We start from the raw sequence: 13,252 nt of genomic DNA, 5'->3' as shown, positions 1-13,252 counted from the left end.
TCCAATCGGCTTGCGCGATGATTGGAACAAAATTCGTGGAGCGACCCGGACGCGGCCACCGCTGACCGTCGGGGGGCGAAGCTGCCATGAAATCCGGCCAATTTCGACGGACGATATATAAGACCGTCTTTGTGGCGTAATCAAGCGGGACAATTCAGACAAAAGGCGGCATTTTCCGCGCGGATGCCATCCGGCAGACAATTTATCCGCTTAGGCGGGCGGCGGGGCCGCTCATTCGGACTCCAAAGACGCACCCTCGGCTCAGGCCAGCGGGTCGGGACCGTATTCGTTGTGACCGACGGTGCCGCGAAAGAATCCGAGTTCGATGAAAAACCAGATGACGGCAAGAAAAGAGATCAGCGACAACACGCTGACGAGATAGAAAACCATGCCCTCGGCGGAGCTCTGGCTGAGAATGTTGTTGAGCCATGCCGGAGCGTAGAAGACGAGAGCCACCCAGCCGGTGCGGCCACGGTCGTGCAGGCGCTTCACGGTCAGCGCCAGCGACGCGAATGTGAAGACGATTTCGAGCACAAGTGTGGCGATCAGCGCGCCGGCCGGCAGGCTGACCAGCTCGAAGGCCATGCCGTCGACCGCCCCGGTGAGCGCCTCGCCCCACACCGCCAGCAGAATGCCCGCTATGACGGCCGTGGCGACGGTGAGGCCGATGTGCCCCAGCCAGTAGGCTTTGCGGCCGATGCGGCCATTGAAGCTGAAATAGAGCGTGGAGAGGCTCATGAGGGTTCGTTCCCCGGAAGACACGTTGGGCGGGCGGGCCGGGCGCATCGCGCTGCGCATCCGGCACGATAGCACACGGCCGGCGGCATCGAGAGCGCGGCAAAAGGGTTTTGCTGCCGGGTTCTGCCGCCGGCCGCGGCCCCTGCGCGGGGCCATGGCCGGCGGCGGGGTGCGTCAGCGGTTGTCGGGCTGGGCGCGGACCGCGATCAGGCCGCGCTGGGTGATGCGGTAGGGGCCGCCGTTCGCCGAGGCGATGAAGCGGCGTTGCTTCAGGCGACGGAACAGCGCGAGCGGACAGGCGAAATGCCAGCCTTCGCGTGTGATGCAGTCGGCGGAGACGGGTTTGCGGGCGTTGCCGTCGTGCTCGGGCACGATGCAGCCACCCTGCGCGAGCGCATGCAGAATGCGCTGCTCGGGACGGGACAGATTCATGGAAAAGGATCGAAACCAAAGAGAAACGAGACCGCACGTCAGCGGGCCGCCGGTGCAGCCTGCACCGTCGGGCTTCTCGCCCCTGCCGCATCCGGCAGGGCCTCAGCGGGTCTCTTTCGATCCGAACATCCACGCTCCTGAGACGTTTGCCGGCGGCGGATGAACCGGCCGGCAGGTCTTGTGCGGGTTCGCGGGGGGCTGACCCTCCGCGCCGCAGGTTCTGTTGCTGCTGCCGTGGCCGCTGGGCGCGGCCGGGCAGCGGGCCCGCGCTCAGCGCGGGGCCAGCACCATGATCATCTGCCGGCCTTCAAGCTTCGGCTCGGCTTCGACCTTGGCGGTCTCGGTCAGCTCGTCGCGCACGCGCTCCAGCAGCTTCATGCCGAGATCCTGATGGGCCATTTCACGGCCGCGGAACCGCAGCGTGACCTTGACCTTGTCGCCTTCCTCAAAGAACCGCAGGATCGCCCGCATCTTCACCTCGTAGTCGTGGGTGTCGATGTTCGGGCGCATCTTGATTTCTTTGACCTCGACGGTCTTCTGCTTCTTGCGCGCCTCGGCGGCCTTCTTCTGCGACTGGTACTTGAAGCGGCCGAAATCGAGAATCTTGCAGACCGGCGGAACAGAAGTCGGGGCGATCTCGACCAGATCGAGACCGGCGGCCTCGGCCATGGCAAGAGCCTCGGACGTCGAAATCACACCGTGATTGGTGCCTTCGGCGTCGATCAGCTGAATCTGCGGAATGCGGATCTCGTGGTTGATGCGCGGCCCCTCTTTCGTGGGCGGTGGTGCGCGGAACGGACGGCGAATGGTCGTGCTCTCCTCAAGCCGATGACGAAACGGCGGTCGTGTCGGAGGGCCTCCGGCGCGCCGCAGACTGTGCTGCCCGGCGATGCCGGCCATGGGCCCGGTGTGTCCGGTTGCCCTGCGACGGATCGCAGGCAGCGCAACCGGCCCCGAACGCCGGGCGCCGAGGCCAGAGCGACCGGCGGGCGATCGCTGAATAACGCGCGGCATGTTTCTGATAATTGCCGCAGAAGTCAACAATTTTGCGCACCGCCGGCCATCCGGCAGCGCATTTCAGGGCCTCACGACGGGTTGAAGCCCTTGCCGCGCCCCTCAAGAAGGCTGTCATAGACCGCAAGGGTCCGCCGCGTCATCTGTTCCAGCGAAAACTCTGCCCCGACGTGGGCGATCGCCGTGGCGGCAAGCCGCGCGCGGTCTTCCGGCGGCAGCGCCAGCGCCATGGCGAGGGCTTCGGCAAGCGCGGCGGCATCGCCCGGCGGCACCCGCCAGCCGGTGCGGCCGGCCTCCGTCACAGCCGGCGGCACCAGCACGGTTTCGGCCGCCGCCCCGAGATCGGTGGCGATGACCGGCCGGCCGGCGGCCTGCGCCTCCACCGCCGCGCGGCCGAAGGCTTCCGGCTTGACCGAGGCGACCGTCACCACGTCGGCCAGCGTCATCGCTGCCGGCACGTCGCTGCAGTGGCCGACCAGCCGCACGCGGCCGTCGAGTTCGTCGGCGGAGATCTGGGCCAGAAGCTCGGCGCGGTAGCTCTCGCGGCCCTGCGCATCGCCGGCGAAGACAGCGACGACGTTGCCGAGCCGGGCGGCAAGCGCGGCATCGCCGTGCATGCGCTCGCGCAGCATGCGCATGGCGGAGATCACCGTGCTGTGCCCCTTCCAGCTCGTCAGCCGGGCCATCACCAGCACCACCCGTTCATCGGGCGCCAGGCCCCAGGCCGCCTTCAGCGCTTCGAGCCGGCGATTCGCCACCGCGCCGGGCGCAAAGGCGGCGAGGTCGGAGCCGCGCGGAATGGTGACGATGCGCCCGGCCGCCGCCGGGTGGCGGGCCAGAATCTCCCGCGCGGTCCAGTCGGAATTGGCGATCACGCGGTCGCCGCGCGCCATGACGGAGTTGTAGAGCCCCTTGAGAACGCCCGCTTCCTTGTAGGCGCCATGGAAGGTGGTGACGAACGGCAGGCCGGTCCGCCGGGCGGCGAACAGCGCCGACCAGGCCGGCGCCCGCGAGCGGGCATGGATCAGGTCGGCCCCCTCGCTCACGGCCAGCCGGGCGAGGCGGCCGATATTGCCGATCATGGTGACCGGATTCTTGGAGGCGGCGGGGAACAGCACGTGTTTGGCCCCGGCCTTTTCCAGCGCGGCGACCATGCGCCCCCCGGTGGAGGCGACCACGGCCCGCCCGCCTGCCGCCACGATGGCGGCCGCCACGTCGAGCGCGGTCTGTTCCGCCCCGCCGGTTTCCAGCGACGGCACCACCTGCAGAATGGTCGGCCGCGCGCGGCCGCCCGTGCCGGCGCCGGTCGCGTCTGCGGTGCCCGTGCTGCCCTCGGTCATGATGAAACTCCCTCGCCGGCCGGTGGCCCGCCCTGTCGCCTGTCTGCCGCGCCCGCCTGCTTGCCACGCTGCCTGCTTGCCACGCTCTTGCCGCCGCCGGCAAGCCGGTGCACAACGCCGGCACGCAGGTGGAGCCGCCGGCGGCCGGGTTTCCGGCGGGCCGGCACAGCAGCGGAAGGGCCTGAACCATGAGCGAACCCGAAGCCCTCAGCCTCACGGCCGGCAGCGGCGCGGCGGCCCGCGCCATTGCCGTTCTGGTGCGTCCCGCCACGGCCGCCGGCGCCGGCCGGCCGGCGGTGATGTTCCTCGGCGGCTTCCGGTCCGACATGACCGGCTCCAAGGCCGAGGCGCTGGACCGCTGGGCGCAAGAGACCGGCCGGGCGCTGATCCGCTTCGATTATTCCGGCCACGGCCGCTCCGGCGGTTCGTTCACCGACGGCACCATCAGCCGCTGGGCGGAGGAGGCCCGCGCCGTTCTGGAACACTGCGTCCACGGCCCGGTCGTTCTTGTCGGGTCGTCCATGGGCGGATGGATTTCGCTGCTTCTGGCGCGTGCTCTTGCGGCGGAAGGCCGCCCCGCCGCCGGCCTCGTGCTCATCGCACCCGCCCCGGATTTCACCGAGGATCTGATGTTCGCCGCCATGGACGAACAGACCCGCGCCCGCCTGTTGTCGGACGGTTTCATCGCGCAGCCCTCGGACTATTCCGACGAGCCCTACATCATCACCCGCGCGCTGATCGAGGACGGCCGCCGCAACCGGCTGCTCACCGGCGAAATCGCCACCGGCTGTCCGGTGCACATCCTGCAGGGGGTGGAGGATGCCGATGTGCCGTGGCGCCATGCGCTGCGCCTCGTCGACCGGCTGACCCGCGACGATGTGGTGGTGACGCTGGTCAAGGACGGCGACCACCGCCTTTCGCGGCCGCAGGATCTGGAGCGCATGATAAAGGCGGTGGCGGATATCGCCTGAGCGGCGCCGGGCAGGCCCGGCCGGCCAACAAAGCGCTTGAACGGATCGGCGCGCGGCGCGAGTGTGGCGACGGGCGAACCTCCCCTGCCGGGAGCCGCCCGCTTTCCTCCTCCGCGTCTTCTTCCGTTCCTGTCCGCCAGCGTGCTGCGATGACCGTGCTCCCGTCCTTTCTGCCTGCCCTTGCCGATCTGATGCCGGCGCGCGCGCCGATGTCGCTTGATACCTTCCTCGTCTTCCTGCCGGCCTGCTTCGCGCTCAATCTCGCCTTCGGGCCGAACAACCTGCTGGCGCTGACCAACGGTGCGCGCGGCGGGGTGAGCACGGCGGTGGGGGCCTCCGTGGGGCGGCTGGCGGCGTTCGTCATCATGATCGCCATCACCGCCATCGGCCTCGGCGCGGTGCTGACGGCCTCCGAGGTGGCGTTCTCGGTGGTGAAGTTTGCCGGTGCCGCCTATCTGGTGTGGCTGGGCGTGAAGATTCTGCGCGCCCGCGCGCCCATCGCGGCACTGGTGGGGGTTGCGGAAAAGCGGCCGATGGCCAGCCTGCAGCGGCAGGAATTCTGGGTGGCGGCGGGCAACCCCAAGGCGATCCTGATCTTCACCGCCTTCTTTCCGCAGTTCGTCAACCCGCAGGCCTATGCCGGCAGCTTCGTCGTCATCTCGGCCACGTTTCTGGCGCTGGAAATCGTGGGCATCGCCGCCTATGGCGCCCTTGGCGCCCGCTTCAGCCACATGCTGGACAAGGGCCGCGTGCTGAAGTGGTTCAACCGCTCGTCGGGGGCGATGATGGTCGGCTTCGGCATCCTGCTGGCGCTGACGCGCCGCCCGGCCGCCTGAGGGCTCAGAGCCCGAACACCACCTTGAGGGCGATGGCGACGAGTGCGACGGCCCCGATCCACAGCGCGATGCGGCCGGAGCGGGTGCGCCGTGCCTCGGCGGCGGCCAGCCGGTCGAGCGTTTCCGGCGAAAGCACGAGCCCGCGCTCGCCCATGTCGGCCAGCGCCGCGGAGAGCCGCTCGCTGCGTTCGGCCAGCACCGGCAGGTCGGCGACGAGCTTGCCGAGCGCCCCGAAACCGGAGCCGACCGCCTGAAGGTGGCCGAGCGGACCGACGCGCCGCGCGATCCAGTCGCCCACCACCGGCTCGGCCGTGCGCCACATGTCGAGTTCCGGGTCGAGCGAGCGGGCGACGCCTTCCACCACCACCATGGTCTTCTGCAGCATGATCAGGCGCGGCTGGGTCGTCATGGCAAACATCTCCGTCACCTCGAAAAGCTGGGTGAGGAGACGGGCCATGGAAATATCGCGGGCGCTGTGGCCGCGGATCGGCTCGCCGATGGCGCGCAGCGCCTGCGCGAACACGTCCACGTCCTGCGAGGCCGGCACATAACCGGCCTCGAAGTGCACCTCGGCCACGCGGTGGTAGTTGCGCGTGATGAAGCCATAGAGGATCTCGGCCAGAAAACGCCGCTCCGCCTCGTTGAGGCGGCCGGTAATGCCGAAATCGAGCGCCACCAGAACGCCGCTCTGATCCACCATCAGGTTGCCCTGATGCATGTCGGCATGGAAGAACCCGTCATGCACCGCCTGCCGCAGGAACGACTGGATGATGGTGGCGGCAAGCTGGACCCGGTCGACGCCGATCGCCTCCAGCTTCTCCGTTTCCGACAGGCGGATGCCGTCGATCCACTCCATGGTGAGCACGGTCTTCGCGGTGCGCACCCAGTCCACCGACGGCACGCGGAAGCTCGGATCGCCGGCGGTGTTCTCGGCCATTTCGGAGAGGGCGGCGGCCTCAAGCCGCAGATCCATCTCCAGCATCACCGAGCGGGCGAGGGTGTCGACCACCGCGACCGGCTTCAGGCGCCGGGCGGGGGCGACGAAGCGTTCCGCCAGCCGGGCGGCCATGTAGAAGCTCGCCAGTTCGCGGGTGAAGGCGGCGGCCACACCGGGGCGCAGCACCTTCACGGCCACGGTGTGCTCGCGGCCCTCGTGGTCGACGGCGATCGCCTTGTGCACCTGCGCGATGGAGGCGGCGGCAAGCGCCGGGCCGAACACCTTGAAGCGGCTTTCCACCGGCCCGCCGAGAGCGTCGGCAACCGCCTTGCGCGCCTCCGCATCCGGCACCGGCGGCACCTGATCCTGCAGCAGCGAGAGTTCGGCCGCCGCCTCCTTGCCCACCACGTCGGGCCGGGTGGCGAGGAACTGGCCGAGCTTCACATAAGACGGCCCGAGGCGGTTGAAGGCCTGCGTCAGGCGCTGGGCGGCCTCCGTCTGGCGGGCGTCGCCGCGCTCGATCATGCGCACCAGACGCAGCGCCAGCCGGGCGGCCGGCGGCAGGTCCATCGGCGGCACCAGGGCAAACACCCCTTCGCGCGCCAGCACGAAGCCGGCTCGGGCAAGGCGGATGAGCGGGGTGACGGCAATGGCCATGAAGATCGAATCCGGCAAGGCAGGCAGACAGACAGGGAGGCAGGCAGAAGTCGCAGCAGGCAGAAGTCGCAGCAGGCAGAAATCAGGCGTCCGGCTGCGACGGCGGCCGGACGCCTCGCGGCATCAGAGCTTGTAGCCCGAATGAATGGCGGCGATCCCGCCGGAAAGAAGGCGGTAGTCGGCCCGCTCGAAACCGGCATCGCGCAGCATCTGGGCGAACCGCTCGGGGTTGGGGAAGGTGCGGATCGATTCCACCAGATAGCGATAGGGTTCGCCATCGCCCGCCACCATCCGGCCGAGGCCGGGAATGACGCGGAAGGAATAGAAATCGTAGATCTTGTCGAGGCCGGGCACGTCGACGTGCGAGAATTCGAGGCAGAGATAGCGCCCGCCCGGCTTCAGCACGCGGAAGGCCTCGGCAATCGCCACTTCGCGCCGCGGCACGTTCCGCAGGCCGAAGGCGATGGTGTAGCTGTCGAAGGTGGCGTCGGGGAAGGGCAGGCTTTCCGCGTTCGCTTCCACGAAGGTCACGCTGTCGTCCAGCTTGCGCTTGTGCGCCCGCTCCGCGCCGACGGCCAGCATGTCGCCGTTGATGTCGAGCACGGTCGCCTCGGCCACCCGGTGCGAGCGCTCGACGATGCGGAAGGCGATGTCGCCGGTGCCGCCGGCCACGTCCAGCGCCCTGAACGAGCCCTTCGGGCCGGAGCGCGGGGGCGACAGCCACGAGACCATCGCATCCTTCCACAGCCGGTGCAGGCCGCCGGACATCAGATCGTTCATGATGTCGTAGCGGCGCGCGACCTTGTGGAACACGTCGTCGACGAGGCCCTGCTTTTCTTCCAGCGCCACCCGCCTGAAACCGAATTCCGCGTCCATCCGCCTTGCCTTTGCGCCTTGAAGCGCCCGCTTCGGGGCGCCGCTTGGGGCGCGACCATAGCGGAAGCCCTTCGCGCGCGCTATCTCGTGTGTCGCCCCATGCGACAGTGCGCCATGCAGGGGCCGCGTGTCTCACCCGCACAGGGGGGCGGCCCGGCAGGGCCGGAACGGGAGAAGCCGAATGCCCGAATTGCCGGAAGTGGAAACCGTCCGCCGCGGCCTTGCGCCGGTCATGGAGGGCCGCCGCATCCTGTCGCTGGAGGTGCGCCGGCCGGATTTGCGCTTTCCGTTTCCCGAAGGGTTCGCCGCCCGCCTTGCCGGCTGCCGCATCGCCGCGCTCGACCGGCGGGCGAAATATCTGCTGATGCGCCTTGAGGGCAGGGAGGGGCAGGGGCCGCAGGCGGTCATCCTGCATCTCGGCATGTCCGGTTCGTTCCGCATCGAGACCGGGGCGGCGGCGCAGGAAGCGGCGCGCTCGCCCGGCGCCTTCCACCATCCGCGCGCCAAGGCCGCCGCCCATGACCACGTCGTTTTCCATATGGAAGGCGGAATGCGCGTCACCTACAACGACCCGCGCCGCTTCGGTTTCATGGTGATGGCGGACGCCGCCGATCCGTTCTCCCACCCGCTGCTGGCGGGGCTTGGCATCGAGCCGCTCGGCAACGAACTGGCGCCGGAGCGGCTGGCACAGGTCTTCGCCGGCCGCTCGGTGTCGCTCAAGGCCGCCCTGCTGGACCAGAAGCGCATCGCCGGGCTCGGCAACATCTATGTGTGCGAGGCGCTGTGGCGGGCGGGCCTTGCCCCCGATGCACCGGCCTCCGTGCTCGCCGATGCCGCCGGCCGGCCCACTGCCGGCGCGGCCCGGCTGGCGGAGGCGATCCGCTCGGTCCTGACAGAGGCGGTGGCGGCCGGCGGCTCCACGCTGCGCGACCACATTCAGGCCGACGGGTCGCTCGGCTATTTCCAGCACACCTTCGCCGTTTACGACCGGGAGGGAGCGCCCTGTCCGCGCTGCGGCGCGCCGGTGGAACGCATGGTGCAGAACGGCCGCTCGACCTTCTTCTGCGCCGCCTGCCAGCGCCCGGCGCCCGCGCGGGGAAAAAAGCGCCGGCCGTGATGTCCCCTGCCGGTGCCGGGCGTGTTAACCCTCTCGCATCGTCCGATTCGCCGCACACCCCTCAGGCCCGATGACCGCTGCCCTTTTCGATAGCCCCGCCCCGCGCCCGCTCGACGTGCTGAAGTCCGTGTTCGGCTTCTCCGGCTTCCGCGGCATGCAGGCCGAGATCGTCGGGCATGTGGTGAACGGCGGCGACGGGCTGGTGCTGATGCCGACCGGCGGCGGCAAGTCGCTGTGCTATCAGGTGCCGGCGCTGTGCCGGCCGGGCACGGCCATCGTCATCTCGCCGCTGATCGCGCTGATGCACGATCAGGTGCAGGCGCTGCGCCAGCTCGGCGTCAGCGCCGCGATGCTCAATTCCAGCCTCGACTTTGCCGACGTGCGGGCGGTGGAACGCGACCTCGTCGCCGGCCGGCTCGATCTGCTCTATGTCGCCCCGGAACGGCTGCTGACGGAGGGTTTTCTCGCCCTGCTGGACCGGGTGAAGATCGCGCTCTTCGCCATCGACGAGGCGCACTGCGTGTCGCAGTGGGGCCACGACTTCCGCCCCGAATATCGCCGCCTCACCGTGCTGGCGGAGCGTTATCCCGGCGTGCCGCGCATTGCGCTGACCGCCACCGCCGACGGCCCGACCCGCCGCGACATTCTGGAGCGGCTGAACCTGCAGGACGGGCGGGTGTTCCTGTCGTCGTTCGACCGGCCCAACATCCGCTACCGCGTGACGCCGAAGGCCAGCCCGCGCAACCAGTTGCGCGCCTTCCTCGATACCCACCGCGGCGAGGCGGGCGTGATCTACTGCATGAGCCGGGCGAAGGTGGAGGAACTGGCCGGGGCGCTCTCGGCCGAGGGCCGCCCGGCGCTGGCCTACCATGCCGGCCTCGACAAGGAGACCCGGGCCGCCAATCAGGATCGCTTCCTGAAGGAAGAGGGTCTGATCATGGTGGCGACCATCGCCTTCGGCATGGGCATCGACAAGCCGGACGTGCGCTTCGTCGTGCACATGGATCTGCCGAAGAGCATGGAGGCCTATTATCAGGAAACCGGCCGTGCCGGCCGCGACGGGCTCGCCTCCGAGGCACTGCTGCTCTACGGCATGGAAGATGTCGCCAAGCTGGTGCAGTTCACCGAGAATTCCGAGGCTCCCGACGCGCAGAAACGCATCGAGCGGCAGAAGCTCGATGCGCTGATCGGCTATTGCGAGACCGCGCGCTGCCGCCGGCAGGTGCTGCTGGCCTATTTCGAGGAAACCTATCCGCAACCGTGCGGCAACTGCGACAACTGCCTTGAGCCGGTCAAGACCTTCGACGGCACCGAGGCGGCGCAGAAAGTGCTCTCGGCCATCCTGCGCACCGGCGAGCGCTTCGGCGCCGTCCACATTATCGACGTGCTGACCGGCAATGCCACCGAGCGCGTGCGCCAGCTCAACCACGACGGCCTGAAGACGTTCGGCTGCGGGCGGGAGTTCGACCGCGAGACCTGGCGCTCGGTCATCCGCCAGCTCGTGGCCGGCGGCATCGTGGTGGTGGACGTGGAGGGCCACGGCGGGCTTTTTCCGGGCCCGGATTTCCGCGCCGTGCTCAAGGGCGAGCGGCGGGTGGAGCTGAAGGAGGAGGTGCGCGCCCGCCGGCCGGGACGCGGCCAGAAGGCGGCTTCCCGCACCCAGCGCGCGGCGACCCTGTCCGACCCGGCCGACGAGCGGCTCTACGAGGCATTGCGCACGCTGCGGCTGGAGCTGGCGCGCGAGCAGGGCGTGCCGCCCTATGTGATCTTCCACGACACCACGCTGATCGACATCGCCGAAAAGCGCCCGCGCTCCATGGCCGAGTTCGCGCGCATCTCCGGCGTGGGCGAGGCGAAGCTGGAGCGCTATGGCGAGCGTTTCATCGCCGTGGTGCGGGCCGGCGCCTGACCGCACGCGCCGCAGCCGCATGCCGGCGCCGGTACCGGTAAGAGAGGCGCCCGCAAGAGCGGCGCGGAAGCCGGAGCGCGGTGCAAACGAAAACGGCGCCCGGGGCGGGCGCCGTGCAGCTTGTCTCCCGCGTGGCCCGCAGTTCCGCAGGTTGCAGTTCCGCAAGCCACCGTTCTGTAAGTCGCCGTTCCGCTCTGCCGGGCCGTCAGTGGCCCGGGCGGCGGTCGCGGCGGCGTTCCACCGGCTGGTAGGCGATGCGCGCATGGTGGGCGCAGTAGGGAATGCCGGTTTCCGAGCGCTTGCCGCAGAACGAGAAGCCCTCGCTGCCGGGATCGCCGATCGGCCAGCGGCAGCTCTGCTCGGTCAGCATCATGATGGTGACGCGCTGGTCATCCAGCACCACGACGTTGGAGCGCGACGGCGCCGGCACGGCCACCGGCACGGAGTCGGACAGATAGACCGGCTCCACCTTCAGCGCGGCATTGCCGATGGCTGCGGAATGAACCGGGCGCTGCGCGCTGGCGGCGGTCCGGGCCGGCTGCTCGGCCGGGGGTTGCACCTTGCCCTTGGGGCGCGACTGGATGACCGGGGCCGGTGCAACCGCCACCGCCGCAACCGGCGTCGCGGCCATCGCCGGGCTGATGGCCGGGCTCGCGGCCGGCTGGCTCACGGCGGCGGCGACAGCCGCCGTCATCGCAACCGGCTGGGCCGCCGGCTGGGGCGCGGCTTCTGCCGCGGCAACGGCCGGGGCGCCCGCCCCGACCTGCCCCGGGCGGGCGCGGTTGGAAAGGCCGAGGCGGTGAATCTTGCCGATCACCGCGTTACGGGTCACGTCACCCAGCGAAGAGGCGATCTGGCTGGCGCTCATGCCATCGATCCAGAGCTTCTTCAGAAGCTCCACCCGTTCGTCGTTCCAGGACATCGCCATTCTCTCCGCTTCGTCGTTGCCGACTTCGGCATTCTGTCAAAGGCCCGGAGTCGGCTCTGCCGCGCGGACGGTCTCCGCTGCGGGGCTGAAACTCCTCAGGCATCAAGCTCTGGTGCCCGCCGCATATCCGGCGGTCCGATCCGGCGCATGCACGCATCCGGCGGGCCGGCAGCATCCTCTGCACCGGCCGCCCTGCGGCTTCAACCGTTCCCGGTCCCCATCGGAATCCGTTCCGCCTGCGGGGAACCCGGTCCGTCCGGGCCCGCCGTCATCGCAGATGCGGAGGTGAGGAGCAAGAACACATGCGCGCGAGATTTCGCGCACCCGTTAACATTTTCCTACTATATCGGGTGACTCCGTGACAAGAGTCCGCCCGCATGGCTGCCCTGCGGCACCTTCGTTTTTCCCCAGCGGGCGGCGATCCGGTGCGGGCGGGCGGCGGATGCGCCGCAGGGTTGCCGCGGCCGCCGGCCTGCCATTGCCATTGACAGAACGGGCCGCGCAGGGCTTTAAGAACAGGTCCCCCGTGCCGCCGCTGGCGGCACCATTTCTTTGCAGGGTCGAACGCCAGCCAGTCTGCTCCGGCACCGGAGCCGTGCGGCAGGGCACGGCCCCTTTTTCCGTTGCGGCTGCCATGGTTTCGTCGAATTCCGCTCCGCCTGCCTCCACGAGCCTCTATCCGACCTTTGCCCGCGTGGACCTCTCGTTCGAGCGAGGGGAAGGCGCCTGGCTCCATGGCAACGACGGGCGAACCTATCTCGATTTCGGGTCCGGCATTGCCGTGACCTCGCTGGGCCATGCCCATCCGCGCCTCGTGGCGGCCCTGCAGGAGCAGGCCGCGAAGGTGTGGCATGTCTCCAACGTGTTCCGCATTCCCCAGCAGGAAGCGCTGGCTGCGCGCCTGACGGCGGAAACCTTTGCCGACCGCGTGTTCTTCACCAATTCCGGCGCCGAGGCGCTGGAAGCGGCGATCAAGACCGCGCGGCGCTATCACTATGTCAACGGCGCGCCCGAGCGCTATCGCATCCTCACCTTCGAGGGCGCCTTCCACGGCCGCACGCTGGCCACCATCGCGGCCGGCGGGCAGGCGAAATATCTGGAAGGCTTCGGGCCGAAGGTGGATGGCTTCGATCAGGTGCCGTTCGGCGACCTGACCGCCACCGAAGATGCCATCGGCCCGGAGACGGCTGCCATCCTGATCGAGCCCATTCAGGGCGAGGGCGGCGTGCGTCCGGTGCCGCATGCGGATTTGCGGGCGCTGCGCGATCTGTGCGACCGCCACGGCCTGCTGCTGATTTTCGACGAGGTGCAGACCGGCGTCGGCCGCACCGGCGAGCTTTTCGCCCATTCCTGGGCCGGGGTGACGCCGGATATCATGGCGATCGCCAAGGGCATCGGCGGCGGCTTCCCGCTCGGCGCCTGCCTAGCCACCGAGGCCGCCTGCGCCGGCATGACGCCGGGCAGCCACGGCACCACCTTCGGCGGCAATCCGCTGGC

Annotated in this window: 12 protein-coding genes; 5 read left to right on the top strand and 7 right to left on the bottom strand. The window is 69.5% G+C overall.

Annotated features, from left to right (window positions below):
- Positions 1-261: 261 nt before the first annotated feature.
- The 4 genes from V7067_RS10280 to V7067_RS10265 all read right to left on the bottom strand — a co-directional run bounded on the left by V7067_RS10280 (position 262) and on the right by V7067_RS10265 (position 3,524).
- Positions 262-738 (bottom strand): DUF805 domain-containing protein, encoded by a 477-nt coding sequence (locus tag V7067_RS10280; protein WP_334175806.1) that lies wholly within the window; start codon positions 736-738, stop codon positions 262-264.
- A gap of 174 nt (positions 739-912) precedes the next feature.
- Positions 913-1,170 carry a YjhX family toxin gene (locus V7067_RS10275; RefSeq protein WP_334175805.1) on the bottom strand — a complete coding sequence of 86 codons (258 nt, stop codon included), beginning with the start codon at positions 1,168-1,170 and terminating at the stop codon, positions 913-915.
- 270 nt (positions 1,171-1,440) lie between these two features.
- Positions 1,441-1,977, bottom strand: coding sequence for a translation initiation factor IF-3 (gene infC / locus V7067_RS10270; RefSeq protein WP_334175807.1), 537 nt, complete (start codon positions 1,975-1,977; stop codon positions 1,441-1,443).
- A gap of 278 nt (positions 1,978-2,255) precedes the next feature.
- Positions 2,256-3,524 (bottom strand): glycosyltransferase family 4 protein, encoded by a 1,269-nt coding sequence (locus V7067_RS10265; RefSeq protein WP_334175804.1) that lies wholly within the window; start codon positions 3,522-3,524, stop codon positions 2,256-2,258.
- A gap of 188 nt (positions 3,525-3,712) precedes the next feature.
- Here V7067_RS10265 and V7067_RS10260 point away from each other — a divergent pair, with 188 nt between their 5' ends.
- Both V7067_RS10260 and V7067_RS10255 read left to right on the top strand, forming a co-directional pair.
- Positions 3,713-4,495: an alpha/beta hydrolase gene (locus V7067_RS10260; protein WP_334175803.1), complete on the top strand. Its 783-nt coding sequence runs from the start codon at positions 3,713-3,715 to the stop codon at positions 4,493-4,495.
- A gap of 149 nt (positions 4,496-4,644) precedes the next feature.
- Positions 4,645-5,331 (top strand): LysE family translocator, encoded by a 687-nt coding sequence (locus V7067_RS10255; RefSeq protein WP_334175802.1) that lies wholly within the window; start codon positions 4,645-4,647, stop codon positions 5,329-5,331.
- A 4-nt stretch (positions 5,332-5,335) separates the two neighbouring features.
- On the opposite strand, the gene ubiB is transcribed toward V7067_RS10255, so the two are convergent.
- Together ubiB and ubiE are read right to left on the bottom strand one after the other, a co-directional pair.
- Positions 5,336-6,925, bottom strand: coding sequence for a 2-polyprenylphenol 6-hydroxylase (ubiB, locus tag V7067_RS10250; protein WP_334175801.1), 1,590 nt, complete (start codon positions 6,923-6,925; stop codon positions 5,336-5,338).
- A 123-nt stretch (positions 6,926-7,048) separates the two neighbouring features.
- On the bottom strand, positions 7,049-7,801 hold the full coding sequence (gene ubiE, locus V7067_RS10245) for a bifunctional demethylmenaquinone methyltransferase/2-methoxy-6-polyprenyl-1,4-benzoquinol methylase UbiE (RefSeq protein ID WP_334175800.1): 753 nt from the start codon (positions 7,799-7,801) through the stop codon (positions 7,049-7,051).
- 181 nt (positions 7,802-7,982) lie between these two features.
- On the opposite strand from ubiE, the gene mutM reads away from it, so the two are divergent.
- Together mutM and recQ are read left to right on the top strand one after the other, a co-directional pair.
- Entirely contained in the window at positions 7,983-8,918 is a 936-nt protein-coding gene (mutM, locus tag V7067_RS10240; RefSeq protein ID WP_334175799.1) for a bifunctional DNA-formamidopyrimidine glycosylase/DNA-(apurinic or apyrimidinic site) lyase, read from the top strand.
- 70 nt (positions 8,919-8,988) lie between these two features.
- Positions 8,989-10,827, top strand: coding sequence for a DNA helicase RecQ (gene recQ / locus V7067_RS10235; RefSeq protein ID WP_334175798.1), 1,839 nt, complete (start codon positions 8,989-8,991; stop codon positions 10,825-10,827).
- A gap of 205 nt (positions 10,828-11,032) precedes the next feature.
- Here the strand turns inward: recQ and V7067_RS10230 are convergent, their stop codons facing one another.
- Positions 11,033-11,749 (bottom strand): GcrA family cell cycle regulator, encoded by a 717-nt coding sequence (locus V7067_RS10230; protein ID WP_334175797.1) that lies wholly within the window; start codon positions 11,747-11,749, stop codon positions 11,033-11,035.
- A 640-nt stretch (positions 11,750-12,389) separates the two neighbouring features.
- On the opposite strand from V7067_RS10230, the gene V7067_RS10225 reads away from it, so the two are divergent.
- Positions 12,390-13,252: aspartate aminotransferase family protein (locus V7067_RS10225; RefSeq protein ID WP_334175796.1), on the top strand; the 863-nt coding region annotated here is incomplete at its 3' end.

This window comes from Pseudoxanthobacter sp. (genome assembly GCF_036822375.1).
Classification (GTDB): domain Bacteria; phylum Pseudomonadota; class Alphaproteobacteria; order Rhizobiales; family Segnochrobactraceae; genus Pseudoxanthobacter.
This window is presented reverse-complemented; position numbering and strand designations above follow the sequence as displayed.

Coding starts and splice junctions, on each gene's coding strand:
- V7067_RS10280 (WP_334175806.1), bottom strand. CDS start 738: ATGAGCCTCTCCACGCTCTATTTCAGCTTCAATGGCCGCATCGGCCGC.
- V7067_RS10275 (WP_334175805.1), bottom strand. CDS start 1,170: ATGAATCTGTCCCGTCCCGAGCAGCGCATTCTGCATGCGCTCGCGCAG.
- V7067_RS10265 (WP_334175804.1), bottom strand. CDS start 3,524: ATGACCGAGGGCAGCACGGGCACCGCAGACGCGACCGGCGCCGGCACG.
- V7067_RS10260 (WP_334175803.1), top strand. CDS start 3,713: ATGAGCGAACCCGAAGCCCTCAGCCTCACGGCCGGCAGCGGCGCGGCG.
- V7067_RS10255 (WP_334175802.1), top strand. CDS start 4,645: ATGACCGTGCTCCCGTCCTTTCTGCCTGCCCTTGCCGATCTGATGCCG.
- ubiB (WP_334175801.1), bottom strand. CDS start 6,925: ATGGCCATTGCCGTCACCCCGCTCATCCGCCTTGCCCGAGCCGGCTTC.
- ubiE (WP_334175800.1), bottom strand. CDS start 7,801: ATGGACGCGGAATTCGGTTTCAGGCGGGTGGCGCTGGAAGAAAAGCAG.
- mutM (WP_334175799.1), top strand. CDS start 7,983: ATGCCCGAATTGCCGGAAGTGGAAACCGTCCGCCGCGGCCTTGCGCCG.
- recQ (WP_334175798.1), top strand. CDS start 8,989: ATGACCGCTGCCCTTTTCGATAGCCCCGCCCCGCGCCCGCTCGACGTG.
- V7067_RS10230 (WP_334175797.1), bottom strand. CDS start 11,749: ATGTCCTGGAACGACGAACGGGTGGAGCTTCTGAAGAAGCTCTGGATC.